Origin of the sequence: Arthrobacter sp. zg-Y238 (assembly GCF_024385525.1) — a bacterium.
GTDB lineage: Bacteria > Actinomycetota > Actinomycetes > Actinomycetales > Micrococcaceae > Arthrobacter_B > Arthrobacter_B jinronghuae.
The window spans coordinates 55,238-76,813 of record NZ_JANFLU010000015.1 but is presented as its reverse complement, the minus strand read 5'-3'; the positions used below and the strand labels follow the sequence as shown (position 1 = coordinate 76,813).

Annotated in this window: 16 protein-coding genes and 3 tRNA genes; 5 read left to right on the top strand and 14 right to left on the bottom strand. The window is 64.7% G+C overall.

Going from position 1 to position 21,576, the window contains the following annotated elements; genetic code table 11:
• Positions 1-128: 128 nt before the first annotated feature.
• A complete protein-coding gene (gene rpsB / locus NNX38_RS16115) occupies positions 129-1,019 on the bottom strand; it encodes a 30S ribosomal protein S2 (protein ID WP_229953204.1) in 891 nt (296 codons plus the stop codon).
• Between the two features lie 455 nt (positions 1,020-1,474).
• Between rpsB and NNX38_RS16110 the strand changes: the two genes are divergently transcribed.
• Positions 1,475-2,092, top strand: a complete 618-nt coding sequence (locus NNX38_RS16110; RefSeq protein ID WP_255798950.1) for a M23 family metallopeptidase — start codon at positions 1,475-1,477, stop codon at positions 2,090-2,092.
• A gap of 115 nt (positions 2,093-2,207) precedes the next feature.
• Here NNX38_RS16110 and NNX38_RS16105 read toward each other — a convergent pair whose 3' ends face one another.
• From NNX38_RS16105 to NNX38_RS16070, 8 genes are all read right to left on the bottom strand, one after another.
• Positions 2,208-3,392, bottom strand: coding sequence for an acyl-CoA dehydrogenase family protein (locus NNX38_RS16105; RefSeq protein WP_229953206.1), 1,185 nt, complete (start codon positions 3,390-3,392; stop codon positions 2,208-2,210).
• Between the two features lie 360 nt (positions 3,393-3,752).
• Positions 3,753-3,826, bottom strand: a tRNA-Ile gene (locus tag NNX38_RS16100).
• A gap of 55 nt (positions 3,827-3,881) precedes the next feature.
• On the bottom strand, positions 3,882-5,081 hold the full coding sequence (locus NNX38_RS16095; protein ID WP_255798949.1) for a glycosyltransferase: 1,200 nt from the start codon (positions 5,079-5,081) through the stop codon (positions 3,882-3,884).
• Positions 5,078-6,010 (bottom strand): DMT family transporter, encoded by a 933-nt coding sequence (locus tag NNX38_RS16090; RefSeq protein WP_255798948.1) that lies wholly within the window; start codon positions 6,008-6,010, stop codon positions 5,078-5,080. The genes NNX38_RS16095 and NNX38_RS16090 overlap by 4 nt, the downstream gene beginning before the upstream one ends.
• 48 nt (positions 6,011-6,058) lie before the next feature.
• Entirely contained in the window at positions 6,059-6,700 is a 642-nt protein-coding gene (locus NNX38_RS16085; protein WP_255798947.1) for a CDP-alcohol phosphatidyltransferase family protein, read from the bottom strand.
• A gap of 36 nt (positions 6,701-6,736) precedes the next feature.
• Positions 6,737-7,525 carry a phage holin family protein gene (locus tag NNX38_RS16080; protein WP_255798946.1) on the bottom strand — a complete coding sequence of 263 codons (789 nt, stop codon included), beginning with the start codon at positions 7,523-7,525 and terminating at the stop codon, positions 6,737-6,739.
• A gap of 101 nt (positions 7,526-7,626) precedes the next feature.
• Complete coding sequence (locus tag NNX38_RS16075; protein ID WP_255798945.1) at positions 7,627-9,063, bottom strand: sugar porter family MFS transporter; 1,437 nt, start codon at positions 9,061-9,063, stop codon at positions 7,627-7,629.
• 521 nt (positions 9,064-9,584) lie between these two features.
• Positions 9,585-9,660: transfer RNA gene (locus NNX38_RS16070), tRNA-Asn, on the bottom strand.
• 103 nt (positions 9,661-9,763) lie between these two features.
• Between NNX38_RS16070 and NNX38_RS16065 the strand changes: the two genes are divergently transcribed.
• Complete coding sequence (locus NNX38_RS16065; protein WP_255798944.1) at positions 9,764-10,210, top strand: NUDIX domain-containing protein; 447 nt, start codon at positions 9,764-9,766, stop codon at positions 10,208-10,210.
• A 35-nt stretch (positions 10,211-10,245) separates the two neighbouring features.
• On the opposite strand, the gene NNX38_RS16060 is transcribed toward NNX38_RS16065, so the two are convergent.
• From NNX38_RS16060 to dusB, 5 genes are all read right to left on the bottom strand, one after another.
• Positions 10,246-10,318: transfer RNA gene (locus NNX38_RS16060), tRNA-Asn, on the bottom strand.
• Positions 10,319-10,391: 73 nt separating this feature from the next.
• Positions 10,392-12,434: a DNA primase gene (dnaG, locus tag NNX38_RS16055; protein WP_255798943.1), complete on the bottom strand. Its 2,043-nt coding sequence runs from the start codon at positions 12,432-12,434 to the stop codon at positions 10,392-10,394.
• 120 nt (positions 12,435-12,554) lie between these two features.
• The gene (locus NNX38_RS16050; protein WP_255798942.1) at positions 12,555-15,428 is read right to left on the bottom strand and encodes a thioester domain-containing protein; all 2,874 of its coding nucleotides are present in this window, start codon (positions 15,426-15,428) and stop codon (positions 12,555-12,557) included.
• Between the two features lie 305 nt (positions 15,429-15,733).
• Complete coding sequence (locus tag NNX38_RS16045; protein ID WP_255798941.1) at positions 15,734-17,017, bottom strand: deoxyguanosinetriphosphate triphosphohydrolase; 1,284 nt, start codon at positions 17,015-17,017, stop codon at positions 15,734-15,736.
• A gap of 8 nt (positions 17,018-17,025) precedes the next feature.
• Positions 17,026-18,231, bottom strand: a complete 1,206-nt coding sequence (dusB, locus tag NNX38_RS16040; RefSeq protein WP_370646490.1) for a tRNA dihydrouridine synthase DusB — start codon at positions 18,229-18,231, stop codon at positions 17,026-17,028.
• Between the two features lie 147 nt (positions 18,232-18,378).
• Here dusB and NNX38_RS16035 point away from each other — a divergent pair, with 147 nt between their 5' ends.
• The 3 genes from NNX38_RS16035 (at position 18,379) to NNX38_RS16025 (ending at position 21,541) form a co-directional block, all read left to right on the top strand.
• Positions 18,379-19,833, top strand: a complete 1,455-nt coding sequence (locus tag NNX38_RS16035) for a short-chain fatty acid transporter (RefSeq protein WP_255798940.1) — start codon at positions 18,379-18,381, stop codon at positions 19,831-19,833.
• 73 nt (positions 19,834-19,906) lie between these two features.
• Complete coding sequence (locus NNX38_RS16030) at positions 19,907-20,503, top strand: TetR/AcrR family transcriptional regulator (protein WP_255798939.1); 597 nt, start codon at positions 19,907-19,909, stop codon at positions 20,501-20,503.
• A gap of 57 nt (positions 20,504-20,560) precedes the next feature.
• Positions 20,561-21,541 (top strand): S41 family peptidase, encoded by a 981-nt coding sequence (locus NNX38_RS16025; protein WP_255798938.1) that lies wholly within the window; start codon positions 20,561-20,563, stop codon positions 21,539-21,541.
• Positions 21,542-21,576: the final 35 nt, after the last annotated feature.

The window sequence follows — 21,576 nt, the reverse complement described above, 5'->3', positions numbered from 1 at the left end:
GGCCACCCCGCCCAACCCTTTTTTTGTGTGGGGGGGTCTGTGCGGGGGCGGGGGCCCCCCCCCCCCCCCCCCCCCACCACAACCCATGTCCAGGGGATGAATTCCCCCGGACTAAGGAAATACGTTCTTTACTTCTCGGTTACTTCAGCTGCCGGGGCGTCGACGATGGCGTCAACGTCAGCGGCGGGAGCTTCGGCGGCCGGAGCAGCTTCGGCAGCGGGAGCTTCAGCAGCGGCGTCAGCGGCCGGGGTCTCAGCAGCACCTTCGAGCAGCTCGCGCTCCCACTCGGCCAGCGGCTCGGCCGGGGCTTCCGTGTTGCCGGACTTGTTGTGGCGGACGATCAGGCCCTCGGCCACGGCGTCGGCAATGACGCGGGTCAGCAGGTTCACGGAGCGGATGGCGTCGTCGTTGCCCGGGATCGGGAAGTCGACGTCGTCCGGATCGCAGTTGCTGTCGAGGATGGCAACAACGGGGATGTTCAGCTTCTTGGCCTCGTCAATGGCGAGGTGTTCCTTCTGCGTGTCAACAATCCAGAGCAGGGACGGAGCCTTGGTCAGGTTGCGGATACCGCCGAGGTTGGTTTCCAGCTTCGTCAGTTCACGACGAAGGAGCAGAAGCTCCTTCTTGGTGTGACCGGAAGCGGCGACGTCCTCGAAGTTGATCTCTTCGAGTTCCTTCATGCGCTGGATCCGCTTGGCGACAGTCTGGAAGTTGGTGAGCATGCCACCGAGCCAGCGCTGGTTGACGTAGGGCTGGCCAACACGGGTGGCCTGCTCTGCGATAGCTTCCTGTGCCTGCTTCTTGGTACCAACGAACAGGACGGTTCCGCCGTGGGCCACAGTGGCCTTGACGAACTCGAACGCACGGTCGATGTAGGACAGCGACTGCTGCAGGTCAATGATGTAGATGCCGTTGCGCTCGGTGAAGATGAAACGCTTCATCTTCGGGTTCCAACGGCGGGTCTGGTGACCAAAGTGAACGCCGCTGTCGAGCAGCTGGCGCATTGTAACGACGGGCATGTCGTCACTCCTTCCGGCAGCAGCCGTGCGCACGGCGCACTGGTCCTACTGCCTATTGACGGTTTTAGCTGTACGCCCGGGCGGGCGAAGCTCCTGGTATCCATCAGCCGCTGCCCCGTAGGAGCTGCGGCGTGCTTCCCCTGCCGGCGTTTGCCGGACCGTTGGAGACGCACCCCCGGTGACGGGGATAATTGGGATACGCGTAGTCAGCTTCCGTGCCTGTGGGCTGAAACCGGTGGACTGAATCCGGCCGGAGAAACCCGGGACCGGTCCTGAACTAAAACGTCCGGGCAGGTCCCATGGCACAGCAAGCTGCTCCGTCAAGTGTACTACAGCGCCGGACCCCTGCCATCCGGCGTCGTCCTTTCCTCCCCACCCGGCTTCCGGTCCCCGCAATCCCACAGGGCGCTCCGGGGAATCCACGACGGAAGCCTGCGTGGATGCACTGTTGCTCCATGAAGCGAACACATGCCCTGCTGCTCGCAGCGGTATTGGCCGTCTTTGTCCCCGGGGCTGCGGCAGTCGGCCCGCAGTCTGCTGCCACTGCCACTGCCTACTCCCCGCCCTGGACCTGGCCACTGGATCCGATGCCTGTCCTCCTCCGGCCCTTCGATCCGCCGGCTCAGCCATGGCTGGCGGGGCACCGCGGTATCGACGTCGCCGCCGCCGAGGGCTCCGCCGTCCTCGCTCCTGCGGACGGGCGCGTCATTTTTGCCCGGCGGGTGGTGGACCGGCCGGTCCTGACTATTGACCACGGGGGTGGCTTGAAGAGCAGTTTCGAACCGGCCGAGGCTTCCGTGCCGGTGGGCACCGTCGTGTCCAAGGGAACGGCGGTGGGGTCCGTCCGGGCGGGATCACATTGCGGTCCGGAATGCATGCATTGGGGTGTCCGCCTGAACGGGGAGTACATGGATCCGCTCGCTTATGTGTCCGACCGGCGGCCCTCGGTACTCCTTCCGCTGGGGCGATCTGTTGAGCAGATGTCAGGCCAGGCGCCTTCCGATACCGCCGATGTCCCGGCACTGACCCGCATGGCATCCTCCGCCGTCGAGCACCGCCGTCGGCACGGGTAAACGCCCCGGGTGCACGTCCACGGGTAAACGTCCCGGTTAAACGTCCCGGCCGGACCCTTTGCAGGATCCGGCCGGGGTTCTTTGCTGGTCTAGCGGACGTTGACTCCTTGCCTGGCTACACGAATGCAGCCACGCCGGTGATCGCCCGTCCGGTGACCAGGGTATTGATCTCGTACGTGCCTTCGTACGAGTAGATGGCCTCCGCGTCAGCGAAGATCTTGGCCATGCCGTAGTCGGTGACAATGCCGTTTCCGCCCAGGATGCTGCGGCCCAGAGCAACGGACTCGCGCATACGGGCCGTGGTGAAGGCCTTGGCGAGGGCGGACTGTTCGTCCTTGGCCTGGCCGAGGTCTTCGAGCTGCGCCAGTCGGACCATCATGCCCAGCGAAGCGACGGTGTTGCCCAGGATCTTCACCAGCTGTTCCTGCACCAGCTGGAAGGATGCCAGCGGCTTGCCGAACTGCTTGCGCTCGACCGCGTACTTGCGGGCGACGTCGAACGCAGCCATCTGCTGGCCCACAGCCTGCCAGGCCACGGCCAGGCGGGTGACCTTCAGGACCTTGTTGGTGTCGCGGAAGCTGTTTGCGCCCTTGAGGTGGAAGTCGTCGCTCACCACTACGTTGTCGAGGACAATGTCAGCGTTCTGGACCGTGCGCAGGGCGATCTTGTTTTCAATCTTCGTCGCCGTGTAGCCGGGGGTCTTGGTGTCGACCAGGAAACCCTTGACCTGGTTGTCCTCGAGGTCGCGGGCGTAGATAACCACCCAGTCGGAGAAGGTCGCGTTGCCGATCCAGCGCTTTTCACCGTTGAGGATCCAGTTGTCCCCCTCGCGGCGGGCGGTAGTGCGGGTGCCGCCGGCAACGTCGGATCCGCCCAGCGGTTCCGTCAGGCCGAAGGCGCCGATCTTCTTCATGGCGTAGATGTCCGGCAGCCAGGCTGCCTTCTGCTCCTCGGAGGCCAGGGCCTCGATGGATCCGGTGAAGAGACCGTCGTGGACACCCATGAAGGTGGCGAAGGACGTGTCTGCGCGCGTCATCTCTGCATGGCAGAGGCCGGCGAAAAGGTTGGAGTAGCCCTGTCGGTAAACCGGGCTCATAACGTCCAGTTCGGCAATCTTGGGGATCATGTGGTGCGGGAATTCCCCGGCGTTCCACCAATCAGCGGCATGCGGCTTGACCTCGGCGGCAAGCCAGGCACGGATCTCGTGCAGGCGGTCGCGCTCCTTGTCGGTGAGCAGGTCCTCGAATGCGTAGAAGTCGCCGTCCGGGTACGGAAGGTTGTCGACGTCGATAATTCCCATGGAAAAATGTCCTTAGCTGCTGATCATCGGTGATCCGCTGGTGCCCATCCGGGAACCGGCTGAGCCCATGTTACCCACCAGTAACAACGATCACAACGTCTGCGGAAAATTGTCTCCGACGGCGTGCTGCGGCTTGAGCCCACTCGTAGTACAGATAACGGGCTTTTCGGGTGCCGCATGCGCTTCGACGTACAGCTAACGGGCTTATGCGGCCCCCGAAGCCCCGTTAGCTGTACAACCAATGCCCAGCCGGCGGCTAAAGCGCTCCGCCGGTATTGCCAGGCAAAAGAAAACACCCCGGTCCGAAGACCGGGGTGTTACTCATGTCGCGACGGAACGATGTCTCGACTCATCACAGGGTAGGGCTGGTGGGGCTTGAACCCACGACCCACGGATTATGAGTCCGCTGCTCTGACCAGCTGAGCTACAGCCCCCGGGTGCCAAGAGGCAACGATGCCATCCTAGTGGGTCCGGGGACTGGACAACCAATCAGCCCGCGTTGACGCGTTTCCCCTGATCCCCGCGGTAGAGATCTTCAAAGGTGGACAGCGTGGCTTCCAGGCTGTGCCGGTCCACCATCTCGCGGCTGGTCCGGCCCATTTTCTCCCGCTCGTCGGCGGGCAGTTCCAGGATCTCCGTGATGCGCCCGGCCAACTCTGAGCTGTCCCCCGGCGTAAACAGGTAGCCGTTGCGTCCCTTGTCCACGAGGTGCGGCAACGCCATCGCATCTGCCAGCAGCACAGGCTTCGACGCCGACATCGCTTCCAGCGTCACCAGCGACTGCAGCTCCGCGGTACCCGGCATGCAGAACAGGTCGGCCTTGAGGTACGCCTCCCGCAGTTCTTCGTCGGAGACCAACCCGCGGAAGACCACCCGGTCCTGCAGTCCCAGCCGCTGGACCTGGGCTTCCAGCGCGGTCCGGACCTCGCCGCCGCCGATGATCTCCGCCCGCACCCCGAGGTGGGCCGGAGTCTTCGCTACGGCATCGATCAGCACGTCCACGTGCTTCTCTTCGGCCAACCGGCCGACGAAAAGAACGGTGGGCGCTTCGTGCGGGGGAATCTGCTCGCCGTCATGCAACTCGTAAACCGACGCGTCGATGCCATTGGACAGCGGCATCACGTCATGCAGGAAGGCGTGGCGGTACATCGCCTCGGCGGCCAGCGGCGTCGGCGTGGTGACCACCTGCGCCTGGCCCATCACCTTGCCCATGTCCTTCCAGGAGTTGGTCGCGACGATCCGCTTCAACCACTTGGGGAAAGGCAGGAACGGATCAAGGTTCGCCGGCATGAAGTGGTTGGTCGCAATGACGCGGATACCGCGCTTACGGGCCTCGTAGAGCGTGTACTCCCCCACCATGTAGTGGCACTGGATGTGCACGACGTCGGGCTGCACCCGATCGAACAGCAGTGCGATTTCCTTCTTAATCTCCCAGGGCAGGCAGATCCGCCAGTATTCGTGGGTGGGGACCCCGTGGGAACGGAGCCGGTGGACCGGCCACTCCCCCTCAAGGTCGCTGCGGCTGCCGCCGTTGACATCGTTGGGAGCCAGTACGTGGACGTTGTGCCCACGCCCATGCATCCCGCGGGCCAGCCGGTAGCCGAACTGCGCGGCGCCGTTCAGGTGGGGAGGATACGTGTCACAAGCGATGAGGACAGTCAGCGGTTTGTCTACCGGGGCGTCGGTCACGTTGTAGGTCCTGCTTTCGGATTCTTTGAGGCCGGCTTTTGCCGCCTCCGCTCTTCGTTCCGACGCTGGATAACGTCAGGGTGATACCTCGAAAGGGCAACGACCCCAACAATAGCAATCAAGGCCGCCACGGACATGGCCACCGCGGCCACGGCCGGAACATCCGGCCGCAATTCGTGCAGGACTCCAATACCGATGGCGATTCCCACCATGGGGTCGATTACCGTCAGCCCCGCAATCACCAGGTCCGGCGGGCCGCTCGAATAGGCGTTCTGCACGAACCAGGAACCGAGTGCACCGGCGGCGGCAATCGCCACGATGGTGTACCAGGGCACGTTCAGCAGGAACCGGCCGTTCGGGTTCAGCAGGTCCCCGGCAATAACCTTGGTCAGGACCGCAACGAAGCCGAACAGGATGCCGGCGCCGAGGATGTGCACAATAGCCCGGAGCCGCTTGCCGAAGAACACGTTCAGGCAACCGAAGAAGAGCACGACGACGGCGAGGATGAGGACAATTGTCACTTCCTGACGCGGCTCCACCACCTGCTCCGACCGGGTGACCATGATGGCCAGCGACACGAAGAGCATGCTGCCGGCCACACACGCGGTAATCGCTGCAACCGTAATGCGGTTCATGTGCAGGCCCTGGTCCCGTGAATTCACTACGGTCGTGATGACCAGCGCGATGGAACCGATCGGCTGCACCACCGTCAGCGGCGCCATCGACAGTGCGGCCACGTTCAGGGCCATGCCGGTCCCCAGCAGTAAAAGACCGAGTAGCCAGCGCGGGTTGCGCAGCAGACGGCTGATCTGGGACGAGTTCAGCCCCAGTCCGCCCGTGTCCGCCTTGACTGCACTGCCTTGGCGCTGGGCGCCGAAGGCAAGGAAGAAGGCGCTGGCCAGGGCGCAGGCTACGGCGATACCTACCATCGGCCTGGTCCAGAAGCTGCCGTGCGGTCCGCGGGAACGGATTCCGTCCTAGGGTGCATGGCCGGTTCCGGTTCCGGCCGGGACCGGCCCGCGCTGGTGCAGGTATTTGCGCCACGCTGCGACAAGGTATCCGGCGGCTGCCACGACGTGGCCGATGCAGCCCAGTGCCAGCACGGCGGAACCGGAAACCTCGAGCCAGTGCTGGTCAAATCCCTCCACCCGGTCCAGCAGCAGCAGGGGCGCACCCAGCAGCAGCAACGCGGTGCGGATTTTGCCGACGATGCTCACCGGCAGGTCGGGGTTTCCCCGGAACAGCAGGAGCGAATTGGCGATCAGGACGGCGTCGGGGATGGCGATGCTGAGGATCAGCCAGGCCGGAGCGATGCCGTCCACCACAAAGGTGGCGGCCACAATGATCAGTGCCAGCCTGTCCGCTACCGGATCCAGCCACTGGCCGGTAGCGGAGACCTGGTTCAGCCGGCGGGCAAGATAGCCGTCGACCCAGTCGGTGCAGCCCACTGCCACCAAGGTGAGGAACGCGCTCCCATACCGGTCCTGGCTGATAAACAGCACAAACAGGGGGATGCCGAGAAAGCGAAGGACCGTGACCAGATTCGGTAAAGTCCAGAACCGTTCCAATACGGTTATTTCCGTATCGGGACGCGTTCCGGCACCGATAAATCTGATCACGGTCCGTTCCCCTCGTCAAAGATGTACGAGTACAGCTTACTTTCGCGCGAGCCGACGGGACATGAGCAGCAGTGCCAGCAGGGAGGCGGCCATTACCGAAAGCGGCTGCCAGCGTTCCTTGATCATGGCCAGCACGTCGTCGGCCGTGGAAGGACCGGCGGTGCTGTCTTCCTTGCCGCGGGCTGCAGCGGCACGGCGGGACTTGAGCTCCTGGATGCGGGCCTTGACGTCCACCTTCTCGCCGAGCCCGTCACGGACGGCAGCGAGGTGCTCGCGGCGCTGCCGCGCACGGGTGCGCAGTTCCTCCGGAGTGGGCGGCTTCGGACCTTCAGGCTTGTCATCCTTCTCGGCCTTCTTGTCCTTCTTTTCCTTCGGTTCCTTGGGCTTGTCCAGCGTGGCCGGATCGAAGCTGCGGCCTTCCTTCAGCACGCCGACGTCGTAGCGGATGCCGCGGATGGCTTCCTCCGGAAGCAGCGGCAGGGTCTTCTTGAAGCGGCTGTAGCCGATGAATCCGGCAATGCCTGCGATCACCAGGAACAAGGCGGCGACCAGCAGGGCTGCCAGCCAGCCCGGCAGAACCAGCGACAGTGCCAGGATGCCGGCTACGAGCAGCGAAATGGCCAGCGCGGCGACCATAAGCAGCGCCACCACCATAAACGCGGCAGCAATGCCGGCCTTGATGCCCTTTTGCTTCATTTCGGCTGTGGCGAGGGCGAACTCGTCATTCAGCTGACGCGGCGTCAGGCGGGCCATGACCTTCGCCAGCCCAACCAGCGACGAGCTTCCCGCCGTTCGCTGTGTCCGAGTGCTAGCGGAGCGGTTCATGCGCCCAGCCTCCGTCCCCTGTTCAGTATTCACCGTTGCCATAACCCCAAATTACCATTCTCCTCAGTGTTATCAGTTTGCCCATCTGCACCACTTGCGCGTCAGGACGTTTCGAGGCCCTCGCGGTCCTCGAGCTCGCGGCCGGACAGCTCGGGAAGTTTGGTCTTCACGAACCAGAAGGACAGCACCGCGAATGCGGTAAAGATGGCGTACATGATCCAGACCCCGAAGTTATCGCTGACCCACGGGAAGGCAAGGGTAACAATGAAATTGAAGATCCAGTTGACCATGGCGCCCAGGCCCAGGGCCAGGGAGCGGATGTTGTTCGGGAAGACCTCGCCCAGCGTCACCCACATGACCGGCCCCCAGGTCGCCGCAAAGAAGACGACGAAGAGGTTCGCGCCTACCAGGGCCACCGGACCCCAGATGCCGGGCAGGGAGACTTCGCCGTCTACGTCCACGGCCTGGAAGAACGAAACCGTTGCTGCCAGCAGGCCCACGAACATACCGGCGGAACCGATCATCAGCAGCTTGCGCCGGCCGATGCGGTCCACGAAGGCGATGGCAACCAGCGTCATCACGACGTTCACGATCGAGGTGATCACCGACGTCGTAAAGGAATCGCTTTCGCTGAAGCCCACGGACCGCCACAGAGTGGTGGAGTAGTAGAAGATCGCATTGATGCCGACCAGTTGCTGGAATGCGGCAATGGCCATACCGACCCACAGGATGGGCTGGAGCCCGAACTTGGGACCGCGCAGGTCCCGGAACGTCGGCTGCGGGCTCTTGAAGCTGTCGCGGATGTCGGCGATCTTGCGGTCCGTATCCGTCACGCCGGAGATGGTGGTGAGCACCTTGGCGGCTTCCGCGTCACGGTTCTTCCGGACCAGGTACTGCGGGGATTCCGGAATGGTCAGTGCGAGGACACCGTAGACAATGGCGGGGACGACGCCGACCAGCAGCATCCAGCGCCAGGCCGGCAGGCCCCACCACAGTTCGCCGAGCGCGCTGCCTGCGGTGTTCGCCAGGAAGGCATCGGAGAGCAGGGCGGCAAAGATGCCGATCGTGATTGCCAGCTGCTGGACTGAGCCCAGCGCACCGCGCCATTTTGCGGGTGCCACTTCGGCAATGTAACCGGGGGCGATGACGGACGCGGTACCGATGGCCAGGCCGCCGACCAGCCGCCAGAGCATGAGGTCCCACTCGGAGAAGGCCAGTGCCGAACCCACGGAGTTGGCCGCAAACAGCACGGCGGCACCGACCATAACCAATTTGCGGCCCAGCTTGTCCGCCAGCTGGCCGGCAAACCATGCACCGGCAGCACAGCCGAGCAGCGTAATGGCAACGGTAAAGCCCAGGACGCCCGGGCTGAGAGTGAATTCCTCACCGATGGCATCCACCGCACCGTTGATCACTGCGGTATCGAACCCGAAGAGCAATCCGCCCACCGCTGCGGCAACGGTGACACCAATCACCTTGCCGGGGTGGGCCACCCGTTCGGATCCGTCCTTGTTAGGTCCTGGCTGCGTCGCGCCCATCGACCGTTCCTCGTTTTCTACTCAACTAGCTGCGTACACGTGACTGGTGTCAAAACACTTAAGCCTACGCATAACACTAAGCATGCTTGTTCATGCACGGTAGCCGGAGTACGCCTCCAAAGGCAGATGGGCCCTCAACGGTTCATTCGGATTCCAAGCCCTGGCCCTTGAATTTCAGTGCCAGTACCGGGCCGAGAGTCGCGTCGGGGAACCGGAACCGTGGAAGGGGAACTCACCTGATGTCGCTCACCTCACAGGGTACCGGCCCTGTCCCGGCGGGAGTCAGCTACCCGGAAGCGGCCGCCGCTGCGGCTGGGACGGCGGGGTGGCGCCGGGCGAGGTCCGGCCAGCGTGCTTCCCTGCGCTTTGTCCGGATCCCTGCGTTTTGTCGGGTTTCCTGCGCCGCGCACCGGAGGAAACCGGACAAAGTGCAGGTATTCCGACAAACCGCGGGAAGATCACTGAAGATCCCACGAAAAAGGGCCTGCGACACGGGAAAACCCGTGTTGCAGACCCTTTGCTGGCTCCCCCGACTGGACTCGAACCAGTAACCCTTCGATTAACAGTCGAATGCTCTGCCAATTGAGCTACGGGGGAAAGCGGCGTCCTCAACTATACAGGAATTTCCCGGTGCTTCCGAACCAAGGCCGCTCCGGCGCGCTGTTGGGCTGCGGATGCGGAGGCCGTGAGACAGTTGCGCATGGTCAAACAGGTCCCGAAAGTTGTCTGCTATGCGGTACAGCAGGGCCATCTGCTGGTTTTCACCCATAAGGAAGTGCCCCTGGCAGTCACGGGCGTACAGGTCCCGGCGGGAACTATCCGGCCCGGTGAAGAGCCGGCCGATGCCGCAGTCCGCGAGTTGCAGGAAGAAACCGGGCGAACCGGCAGGGTTGCGGGATATCTCGGCGAGTCCCGGTACGACCTGCGGCCGATGCGCCAGGAGATTGCCGCCCGGCACTTCTTCTGGCTGGAAGTCCCGCCAATGGATCCGACTACCCGATGGGACGCCGGAGAGCCGGATCCGGAGCACGGCGGGCCGCCCGCAGCCTGGACCTGCTGGTGGATGCCGCTGGCCCAGGCGCACGTCCTTGCTGCCGGGCTCGGCGCCATGCTTGGTGAGCTCGGGCAGCACAAAAAAGACCCCTGATCCGCATAGCTGCAGATCAGGGGCCTTCTTAGTTGCTCCCCCGACTGGACTCGAACCAGTAACCCTTCGATTAACAGTCGAATGCTCTGCCAATTGAGCTACGGGGGAAAGCGGCAGGTTTTACTTTACAGAGATTCCGCGCCGAAACGAAATCGGCACCCTGCCGGAGGAATCCGGGCGGTTACTGGTCTCCCCGCAGGGCCCGGCGCTGCATCTCCAGCTCCATGAGCTCACGGTTGAGCTGGTGGAACAGTTCCGGATCGGCGTTGGGGTCCAGCCGCTGCAACTGCCCCAGCTTCTCAGCCTTGAGGTGCGTCACCTGCAGCTCAAAGAGCCGGTTCAAAATGTCCCGGCAGTACAGGGCCAGCGCATCGGCATCCCGGGCCGGCAGCGGCGTCACGGCCAGCTCGCTGACGAAACCCCGCAGCGGGTCCGGTAGTTCCTCGCGGACCCGTTCCACCCAGGAGGCGGGGGCGGTTCCGGCTTCACCGGCGGCACGGATTGCGTCATGGACAGCCACGTAGGCCGGAACCGTGAACCGGGCCGCCTTGAAGCGTTCCCACTGTCCGGCGTCGAGCATGCCCGGCTGCTGCAGGGCGACTTCCAGCGCCTGCCGTTCCATCCGGGCGGCGGGATCATTCGGGTTGGGACGGCTGAACCCGGATGAAGGCTCCGGCTCCTGCTGCTCGCTCTGCTGGCCCTGCCACTGCCGCGGTGACTGCTCATCGCGCCGGCCGTACTGCTGCTGGCCCCCTCGCTGCTGGCCGTATTGCTGTTGGCCGCCGCCCTGCTGGCCGCCGCGCCCGAACTGCTGCCGGGTCTGCTGCCCTTCCTGGCGCCGCCCGGCCGGTGCCGACTGTCCGGCATTGTCTCCGCCGGCCCCCGCCGTTCCGCGCTTGGCTGCGGCATTGACCGCCCGGCTGACGTCGTCGACGTCGGTCCCCAGCCACCCGGCGAGTTCCCGGGCATAGGCAGGACGCATGGCCGGGTCACGAATGTCCGCCACCACCGGTGCCGCGGCGCGCAGCGCGGAAACGCGGCCCTCCACGGTGTTGAGATCGAACTTGCGCAGCGTGGAGCGGATGGCGAACTCGAAAAGCGGGCGGCGGGAAGAGATCAGCTCGGCGACCGCGGAGTCGCCGTGGGTCTGGCGGATGTCGCACGGGTCCATGCCGTTGGGGTCAACGGCCACGTAGGTCTGGGCGGTGAAACGCTGGTCCTCTTCGAAGGCGCGCAGTGCTGCCTTCTGTCCGGCGGCGTCGCCGTCGAAGGTGAAGATGACCTCTCCCCCGGTGCCGTCATCGGAGAGCAGCCGGCGGGCAATCTTGATGTGGTCGGTGCCGAAGGCAGTGCCGCAGGTGGCGACGGCGGTGGTGATGCCGGCCAGATGGCACGCCATCACGTCGGTGTAGCCTTCCACGACCACCAGCTGCCGGGTCTTGGCAATGTCCCGTTTGGCCAGGTCGATGCCGTAAAGGACCTGGGATTTCTTGTAGAGCGGCGTTTCGGGGGTGTTGAGGTACTTGGGGCCCTGGTCGTCTTCGTAGAGCTTGCGCGCGCCGAAACCGATCACCGCACCTGTGAGGTCGCGGATAGGCCAGATCAGCCGGCCCCGGAAGCGGTCATAGAACCGCGAAGCATCCGAACCGGTGGAGAACATTCCGGTCTCGGCCAGTTCCTCGCGGGTGAAGCCCTTCGACGTAAGGTGCTTGAGCAGCGAATCCCACCCCTGCGGTGCGTAGCCGACCCCGAAGTGCTCCGCGGCTGCCGGGTCGAAGCCGCGTTCCTGCAGGAAGTTCCGGGCAGCGGCGGCACCTTGGGTGCCGAGCTGGCTGCGGAAGAACTCCGCCGCTACCTTGTGCGCATCCAGCAGGCGCTGGCGCTTGCCCACGTCTTCGCGGCGGGGTCCGGTGCCGCCGTCTTCGTAGTGCAGCTCGTAGCCGAGCCTAGCGGCGAGTTTCTCTACCGTTTCGGAGAAGGTGCCGTGGTCCATCTTCTGCACGAAGGAGATGACGTCGCCGCTCTCACCGCAGCCGAAGCAGTGGTACGTGCCCACCTGCGGGCGGACATGGAAGGACGGCGAGCGCTCGTCGTGGAAAGGGCACAGCCCCTTGAAGGAACCGATACCCGCCGATTTCAGGGTCACATAACCGTCGATCACGGCCTTGATATCAGTGCGCAGCCGCACTTCATCGATGTCTTCACGCTTGATCAGTCCGGCCATAGCATCCAGTCTATTCTTCCCCGCCAAACCGACTGGGAAGCCCCGGCCAAGCTGGGAAGATGCGTTCGGCGTCCGCGAATGGAGCCGCGGACGCCGAAACGCCTCCAATATCCGGTTCCCTTAGTTCTCCTCGTCCGGACGCCGGCTGAGGAAGATCCCCAGGCCGCCGATCAGGCACAGCCCTGCGCCCAGCGCCAGATAGGCACCGGCGGATACCTCCAAGCCGGTGGCAGGCAGGTACGGCCGGCTCGGCTTGTACTGCGCCGGCCGATCCGCGGAACCCGAACCCGCTACGAAGCTGAACGTGTTGGACACCTCTGCCGTGGCGGTACCCATGGCCGGGATGGTGACCGGAGCCGGAAGGGCCGAGACCACTTGCACCGCAGACGTGGCCCCGCTGGCTGTCTCCGTCACCGTGCATTCACTGCCCGCAGCCAGACCGCCGAATTCAGCGGTCACGTCCCCCGTGGCGCCGGCGGGAATGCTCACGGTTTCATCCAGCACCGAACCGTCCGGGCCGCACCGGATCTGCAGGATAATCTCCCCCTGCTCCCCCGCAGCCTCACCGGCAATGACCTTGGTGACGGCAAGCGTGCCCGGGAGAAACGCATAGGTATTCGTCACGGTGGTGCCGACGGTATCGCCTGCGAGTATTTCGACGTCGGCGGGCACATCAGTGTCGACGGTGACGGCGGCGGTGGCCCCGGTCACCGGTTCCGTAATGGCGCAGGAGGCACCTGCCGGGATGTTCGAGAACACCGCGCCCACGTCTTCGGTGGTGCCGGCCGGAACCTGCGAGGTCTCCTCGAACACCGTCACCCCGTCCAGGGTGCACAGGACATCGACCTCCACGTACTCCTGGTTTCCTGCCGCATCACCGGCAATGACCTTGGTGACGGTCAGGGAGCCCGGGTTCACCGCGTAGGTATTGGTGACGGTAGCTTCCGCCGTTTGCCCGGCGGCTATGGTCACATCCTCAGGCAGCTCCACGGTGACACCCACTGCAGGCGTTTCACCCGTTGCGGGTTCAGAGACAGCGCAGCTCGCACCTTCCGGGATTCCGCTGACAGTGCCGGGAACGGTTCCTCCGGCGCCTGCTTCAATGGGGATGTCCTGGCGGATCACCTCTTCTCCGTCGGCGGTGCAGACGACCTCGACCGTGATGGGACCCTGCTCCCGGGCTGCCGGGCCGGCAATCACCTTGTCAACTATCAGGGCCCCGGGATTCACGGTGTACGTATCCGTCACCGTGACCTCCACGCCGTCGCCCGCGGGGACGGTGACAGTTCCGCCCGCTGGATCAACCACAGTTTCCACACTGACCTCGGTGTTGGCGCCGTCGGCGGTCTCCGTGACCGTGCAGGTGGCTCCCGCAGGCAGATCCTCAAACTCCTCGGTGGTTGGTTCCGTGGTGCCGGCCGCAATGGGCACGGTCGTGTTCAGGACCGTCGCGCCTGCAGCGGTGCAGGTCACCTGCAGCGTGACAACGCCCTGCCTCCCGGCCCCCGTCCCGGCAATGTCCTTCCGGACGGCGAGTGTCCCCGCGGTGAAGGTGTAGTCATTGGCCAGTGCGGCAGTAACGCTGCCCGCGGCCGGGACCGTTACGGTCCCTTCACCGGTCACGGTAACGGCCACGGCGGTAGTTGAGCCGTCAACGGTTTCCGTCACCGTGCAGCTGGTGCCGGCATCAAGGTCGGGGAATTCGGCTGGCTCCGGGGTAATAGTTCCCTCCGGAATGGTCACCGTGGTGTCCACCACGGTGGTGCCATCCAGGGTGCAGACCACGGAGATCGTCACCTCGCCCTGGGCCCCGGCCGCCTCCCCGGTGTTGGTTTTGGTGACCACCAGCGTTCCGGGCGTAAAGGTATAGGTGTCGGTGACCGCCGCCGTGGCAGTGGTTCCGGACACGATGGTGACAGCGCCGGGCAGGATGGTGCTGACCTGGACGCTGTCATTGTCGCCGTCGGTCGGTTCCGCAATGGTGCAGGTGGAGCCCGCGGGGATGTCGTTGAACGTCTCGGAGAGTGTGCCGGTGGCCTCCGCGTCGATGCTGAAGGTGAACTGGTTGTCTGCGCCGCAGTCGATAGTGATTACGACGGCGTCCTGGCTGCCGGCGGCCGGGCCGGCAATCGTCTTCGTGACGGTAAGGGAGCCCACCTCGGTGAAGGCTGCGGCTGCCGTCGCATTGGAGCTGAGTTCCCGCGTGACAGCCAGGATCAGCTTCTGCGCGTTGTCCACCCCCGGTGTTGCCGCGTCGTAGAGATAGACGTTGCCTGTGGGTACGGTGACCGCGGCCCGGGCCGTAAGGTTTGCCGGTCCCGTTGCGCCCGTGTCGCTGCGCACCCAGATCTGCGTTCCGCTGGGCACCGGACTGTTCAACGGAACGGTCCCGTCGGCGTCGGCGTAGAGGCTGAATCCCTCATCCACCGTTACTTCGATTTCGTCCGCTTCCGACGTCACCGTGTGCGGCCCTGCCACTCCGGTCACGGGTGCTCCGGTAGTGGGCGGAGTAATTGCGATCGCCGGAGGGTCCGGCTCCTCCAGGGGACCGGCTGCGATGGTGTCGTTCACTATCCCGGCGACGGTCGAGTAGAGAGAACTCTGCCGATTGAGGACAAACCCGTCCGTGAAGAACCAAATGGCAGCCTGCACTGCGGCGGCCTTGTTGTTGACGTTGCCTGCCGGAAGGTTGGTACTCGGATAGTAGGTGTTCAGGATCCGGTTGACGTACCCGATGTTGGGAACGTTGGACTCATCCCAGGAGCCGTTTTCGTAGCCGATTCCCGCTCTCGTGGAGGTGCGCAGGTCGATGCAGTACATCTCGGCAGTGGTGGTGCCGCTGGCGTCCTGGGTATTGATGATGCCGGCAAAGCTGACGTTTTCCGTCTGGTACCCGGCCGGAACACCGGCGGGATACGCGTCAATGGGCCAGGTTTGCCCCTGGGGCGGCAGCCCTCCCGACACCCTTGTCCCGGCACCCAGCGAGGTGATCACGATGTCAGTGTTCGAGTTGCTGGCAGGAGGCGCACCAAGAAGAGGCCCGGGATCCAGGGCGGCCTGCGCGGGCAGCCCCAGCGGCAACATCGCCAGGCCTAGCAGGAAAACCAGGAGGCTCCGAGAGTGGAACCGTCGGCTTCCTTTCCTGACGGGAACGGGTTGTCTGCTGTGTGCTCATGGCGGTCCTCGGGTACGCGTGTTCGGCCGACCATCCGGCGATAGTGAATCACCGAACGCTGAACCACCCCGCGCCAGAGGCTAACGGGGCACACACCCCACCGCCAGAGAGCTGGCCGCTATCTCTACCAGAGCGCCGGAACCGGGCCTACCAGCCGCTCGTGCAGGGCGAGTGCCGAGCCGTCTGTCAGCGAGGCCACCTGGTCGACGACGACGCGCAGCCGGGCGCCGTCGTCGGCCGCGTCCCGCCAGTCTGCGGCGAACATCGGGTCCAGATGCTTATCCCCGGTGGCGGAGAGCTGGGCGACGAGGGCCGTGAGGATCTCACGCTGGCGCTCATACAGCGGCTGGCGCTGGTCGGTGGTCATAACGAACGTGGTGGCCAGGCCCTTCATGACGGCGATTTCCAGCTGGGTGTCCTCGGGGACCACCATTTCGGCGTTGTACCGGGTCAGCGGGTCGGTGCCGTAGATGCCGCGCGTCGCTTCGAGGGCGCTGTTGCAGAACCGGCCGATGAGCTGGCTGGTCATGTCCTTCAGGGCCGCCATCGCACGGCGGCTGCCGTCCGATTCGCGCACCCAGACATTGGTGGCTTCCAGCCGGGCGAGGGCCGCGTCAATGGCGGCAGCCTCGACACCGGGCAGGTACCACTGCTGGGTGTAGCCGACCACGCGGGCACGCTGGTCGGGATTGTCCAGCCACTTGAGCTGGACGTGGCCGGCGACTATCGCGTCTTCGACGTCGTGCACCGAATAGGAGATGTCATCCGCCAGGTCCATCACCTGCGCTTCAAGGCAGGAACGGCCGTCCGGGGCGCCGTCGCGCAGCCAGGTGAAGACGGGCAGGTCATCCTCGTACACACCGAACTTGGTGGTGCGGTGGCCGTTGACGAGCGGAGCGTCAGCAATGGACCACGGGTACTTGGTGGCGGCATCCAAGCTGGCCCGGGTCAGGTTCAGCCCGGCGGGCGTGCCGTCGGGCGCAATGATCTTCGGTTCCAGCCGGGTCAGCAGCCGCAGCGTCTGGGCGTTACCTTCGAACCCGCCGATCGCATGCGCAATATCGTTCAGCGCGGTCTCGCCGTTGTGGCCGAAGGGCGGGTGCCCCAGGTCGTGGGACAGGCACGCGGCGTCGACGACGTCGGGATCGCAGCCGAGCGCATTGCCCAGTTCCCGGCCCACCTGCGCCACCTCAAGGCTGTGCGTCAGCCGGGTACGGACGAAGTCGTCCGTGTCCGGGGCGACCACCTGGGTCTTGGCACCGAGCCGGCGCAGCGCGGAGGAATGCAGCACCCGCGCACGGTCGCGGCCGAACTGCGTGCGGTTGGTGTTCTTAGCCGGTTCCGATACCCAGCGGGCCAGGTCAACTTCGGTATAGCCTGCGGTTTCTACTGCCTGCGGGAAGGTCATGGGTTGCTTTAGCCGCCTGATACGTCGAGTTCGGCTGCGGAGATGATGGATTTCTGGGCGGCGTTGAGTTCCCGCCCGTCCAGCCAACCTTCCGGCAGCGCTGTCTTTTTGGGTGTTCCGGCCCGTCCGCGCGGTCCCTCGGCGTCTGTGCCGGGGTAGGGAGCGTCGGGGTCCAGCTGGTCAAGCAGTTCGCGGAGGACCGCCAGGGACGGTACCGTCGCCAGTTTAGCGCGGAGGTCTCCCCCGACTACGTAGCCCTTGAAGTACCAGGCCATGTGCTTGCGGATGTCGCGCAGGGCAATCACTTCGTCGCCGAAGGTTTCCACCAGCAGTTCGGCATGCCGGTACACGCTGTCGGACACCTGCTTCAATCCGGGCCGGTGCCGCTCGGTGCTTCCCTCGAAGGCGGCTTCCAGGTCACCGAAGAGCCACGGGCGGCCCTGGCAGCCGCGTCCGATAACGACGCCGTCAACGCCGGTTTCGCGCACCATGCGGATGGCGTCCTCGGCGGACCAGATGTCGCCGTTGCCCAGGACGTTCATGTCCGGCAGGGCCTCGCGCAGTTCCGCGATGGCGGACCAGTCGGCTTTGCCGGAGTAGAACTGCGAGGCCGTACGGCCATGCAGGGTCACGGCCGCCACACCCGAGTCGCGGGCGATCTTCCCTGCATCAAGGAAGGTCAGGTGGTCCTCGTCAATGCCCTTGCGCATCTTGATGGTCAGCGGCACGTTGCCCCGGGAGGCTTCCTTTACCGCCGTCTGCACAATCGCGGTGAACAGGTCCAGCTTCCACGGCAGGGCCGAACCGCCGCCCTTGCGGGTGACCTTCGGGACGGGGCAGCCGAAGTTCAGGTCAATGTGGTCGGCGCGGTCCTCCTCGACCAGGAGGCGGACGGCTGCACCGACGGTCTTGGGATCCACACCGTAGAGCTGGACGGAACGGACCTTTTCGTCGTCGTCGTGCTTGATGATCCGCATGGATTCCGGCGAGCGTTCCACGAGGGCACGGGAGGTGACCATCTCAGTCACGTACAGCCCTCCCCCGTATTCACGGCAGAGCCGGCGGAAGGCCTTGTTGGTGATGCCGGCCATGGGTGCCAGGATCACCGGGGTGTCCACGGTGATCGGGCCTAGTTGCAGCGGGGGAAGCTCAAGCTTGAGTTCCGGAGATAAAACAGTCACCCCTCTATTCTCGCAAGCCGATGCAAATCCGATACCGCCCGGCGCCGAGCCCGCGAAACGCCCCCGGCGCGGGGAATTGACACCGCTCCCCTGCCACCCCTAGCGTGCTGGTGATCTGCATCACTTTTCCCTTCCGCATCAATCGGTTTCGCCGCTGCAACCGAAGATTCGAGGCTCCCCATGACCACCGCTGCCAAAAGCACCTCCGCACCGTCCGAGAAGGGGCTGGCCCGTGTAGCCCAGGTGATGGCCCGGTGGACGGAAAAGTGGTTCCCGGATGCATATGTCTTCGCCCTCGGCGGCGTCGTTCTGGTCGCGTTGGCGGCCCTGCTGAACGGTTCCTCGCCGCAGGCCGTGGTGGATTCCTTCGGGAACGGCTTCTGGGACCTCACGGCCTTTACCCTGCAGATGGCCATGGTGGTGCTTACCGGCTACACCGTGGCTACGTCCCCGCCGGTGGCACGGCTGATTGCACGGCTGGCGCTTGTTCCGCAGACAGCGGCCACCGCAGTGAGCTTTGTTGCGTTCCTGTCCATGTCCGTGTCCTTCCTGAACTGGGGGCTCAGCCTGGTCTTCGGCGGTCTGCTGGCACGGGCAATTGCCCGCCGGCGGGACCTGCAGGTGGACTACCGTGCCCTGGGTGCGGCGGCGTTTATGGGACTGGGAGCCGTGTGGGCGCTGGGACTCTCTTCCTCCGCGGCGCAGTTGCAGGCGACGGCGGCCTCTCTCCCGCCCGCGCTGTTGGAGATTACCGGTGTGCTCGACTTCGGCAAGACCATCTTCACCTGGCAGTCCCTCCTGACGTGCGCCATCCTGATCGCCCTGACCACCCTCATTGCCCATTTCTCCGCTCCGCGCGGGGCCGCCATCCGCACGGCACAGGACCTCGGCGTGGACCTGGACGATTCCCCGGAACCGGCAGCCCAGCGCGAGCGGCCCGGCGAGTGGCTGGAGTACAGCCGCATCCTGCCGGTGCTGCTCGGCCTGCTCACCGCCGGCTGGCTGGTATCGCAGTTCCTGACCAAGCCCTTCCTAACCGTTATCTCGAGCCTGAACGGCTATCTGCTGGTCTTCCTGATCCTGGGCCTGGTGCTGCACGGCACCCCGCGCAACTTCCTCCAGGCGGTGACCAAAGCCGTTCCGGCAACGGCCGGCATCCTGGTGCAGTTCCCCCTGTATGCGGCCATGGCGGCCATCCTGACCAAGGCCGAGGGATCGGGCGGCATGACCGTCTCCGAGCATCTGGCGGAGTTCTTCACCAGCATCGGTTCCGGCGGCGGCTTTGCCGTGGTCATAGCCGTCTACACCGCCATCCTCGGCATCTTTGTCCCGTCCGGCGGCGGGAAGTGGCTGGTCGAGGCACCCTACGTGATGCAGTCAGCCACCGACGTCGAAATGAACCTGGGCTGGACCGTGCAGATCTACAACATTGCCGAGGCCCTGCCGAACCTGGTGAATCCCTTCTTTATGCTCCCGCTGCTGGCGGTATTGAAGCTGCGGGCACGGGACCTGGTGGGATTCACCTTCCTTCAGTTCACCATCCATCTCCCGGTGGTGCTGCTGCTGGTCTGGCTGCTGGGCATGACCTTCAGCTTCGAACCTCCGGTGATACCTCCGGCCGCACCGGCACCGTAATCCGGCGCCTGCCCCGGCGGCATCTAAGATCGAAGGGACAGCACTTCCCTTCCGTCTAAGGACTCATTGCCGCATGCCTCGCGAATCCGGCACCAAGCGCGCCATACTCGACGCCGCATTGGACCTGGCCGCCGCCAACGGCATCTCCGGAACCACCATGGATGATGTGGCCGAACGGGCCGGGGTGGCCAAGGGCAGCCTCTATTACAACTTCTCCTCCAAGGACAAGCTCTTCGAACAGCTCCTGCTGGAGGGCGTGGGCACCCTGACCGAGTGTCTCCGGAATGCGCGGAGCGGCCTGACCGGCTGGCAGGCCATCGAGTCGATGGTCCGCGCCCTGCTGGAACTGCTGTCCGAAAACCGTGCCCTGGCCAAGCTCATGGCCGCGGAGATCCTGCGCACCGACCGGACCTGGCAGCACTCCCTGCACCTGCTGCGGCAGGAGGCGCTGGCCGAGTTCGTGGAGCCCATCCGGCAGACCGGCGTGCCCTCCGGCCTGCCCGACGGCGGTTCCGACCGCGGTTCCGACCAGCTGACCCTGATTGCAGGCAGCGTCTTCGGTGCCACTCTGATGGGTGCGCTCGACTGGCTGGTGTTTGATCCGGAACGCTCCGTGGAAGACGTGGCCGCAGCCGTGCTGTACGCGTTGTCCGGGCGGCTGCAGGCCTGAGCGACGGGGACTAACCCTGTCCGTGACATTGCGGCATTCTGCAATAGCATCGACGCTATGCCGTCTAAGAGAATTTGGACCACAGGGGCAGTTGCCGTACTGGTGGCTCTTATCTTTGTGACGTTCTTTGGACCGTCAATCCACTCGAATGCGCCGGAAACGGTGGAAGAGAGGTATGTGCGGCGGGCCCTGGGCAGCATGGACAAAGGGATAAACGCGGACACCGCGCAGTGGAGACAGGCACGGGAGGATGCGCTGGCTGATGCAGGCGACCTTGAGAGTATGGCTGCGGCCCACGCTTTACTGGACCGCCTTGCTCGGATCGCAGGCGGGCCCCACAGTTCCTTCTCCGCACCGGAGCAAACGCTCGCATATCGGGAGGCCAACGGCGACCATGCCCTTCCGGAAGCCGAGGTCAAGGATCGGATCGGCGTCATCAAATTACCGGGGTTCGCCAGTGACGACCTCGAAGCACTTCAGCAGTACACCGATACCGGCATCCTGCAGATAGCGGAGGCCGCTCCGACAGTCCAGTGCGGCTGGATCCTCGATCTAAGAAGCCACTCGGGCGGGAGCATTTATTCGATCCTTGGTGCCGTCACTCCCTTGATTGAAGACGGCGAAGTGCTGTCCTATGCGTACCCGGATGGAAGCACCACCGGACTTAGGTTCGAGGGCCCCCGGATAATTGCACCGGATGGAAGCGTGTGGTCGGATTCTGCCGTTCCGTTTCCCCGGATAGATTCGCCGCGCGTCGCGATCCTCCAGGACAGGGGAACCGTCAGTGCCGGGGAAGCAATTATCGTCGCACTGGAAGGGCAGGACGGCGTCAGGAGCTTCGGACGGGACACACGAGGGTACCCTTCTTTGAACGACTTGATCCAGATGGACGACGGCGCCATCCTCGCCATCACGGTCGCTCATAACCAGGACCGGTTCGGGAAGGTCTATGACGGACCGATCCCCCCTGACGAAACAATCCTTTCGTACAACGACGACGAAGCATCGGCAAAAGAGTGGCTCATGGCTCAGTGTTAGCCGTCAACTACACGGTCCCGCGACCACCGTCCTGA

Excerpts from the sequence above, each read along its gene's own strand:
- NNX38_RS16105 (WP_229953206.1), bottom strand. The coding sequence starts at position 3,392 with ATGGGAATTATCGACGTCGACAACCTTCCGTACCCGGACGGCGACTTC.
- dnaG (WP_255798943.1), bottom strand. The coding sequence starts at position 12,434 with ATGGCCGGACTGATCAAGCGTGAAGACATCGATGAAGTGCGGCTGCGC.
- rpsB (WP_229953204.1), bottom strand. The coding sequence starts at position 1,019 with ATGCCCGTCGTTACAATGCGCCAGCTGCTCGACAGCGGCGTTCACTTT.
- NNX38_RS16090 (WP_255798948.1), bottom strand. The coding sequence starts at position 6,010 with ATGGTAGGTATCGCCGTAGCCTGCGCCCTGGCCAGCGCCTTCTTCCTT.
- NNX38_RS16045 (WP_255798941.1), bottom strand. The coding sequence starts at position 17,017 with ATGACCTTCCCGCAGGCAGTAGAAACCGCAGGCTATACCGAAGTTGAC.
- NNX38_RS16065 (WP_255798944.1), top strand. The coding sequence starts at position 9,764 with ATGGTCAAACAGGTCCCGAAAGTTGTCTGCTATGCGGTACAGCAGGGC.
- NNX38_RS16080 (WP_255798946.1), bottom strand. The coding sequence starts at position 7,525 with ATGAACCGCTCCGCTAGCACTCGGACACAGCGAACGGCGGGAAGCTCG.
- NNX38_RS16035 (WP_255798940.1), top strand. The coding sequence starts at position 18,379 with ATGACCACCGCTGCCAAAAGCACCTCCGCACCGTCCGAGAAGGGGCTG.
- NNX38_RS16025 (WP_255798938.1), top strand. The coding sequence starts at position 20,561 with ATGCCGTCTAAGAGAATTTGGACCACAGGGGCAGTTGCCGTACTGGTG.
- NNX38_RS16075 (WP_255798945.1), bottom strand. The coding sequence starts at position 9,063 with ATGGGCGCGACGCAGCCAGGACCTAACAAGGACGGATCCGAACGGGTG.
- NNX38_RS16110 (WP_255798950.1), top strand. The coding sequence starts at position 1,475 with ATGAAGCGAACACATGCCCTGCTGCTCGCAGCGGTATTGGCCGTCTTT.
- NNX38_RS16030 (WP_255798939.1), top strand. The coding sequence starts at position 19,907 with ATGCCTCGCGAATCCGGCACCAAGCGCGCCATACTCGACGCCGCATTG.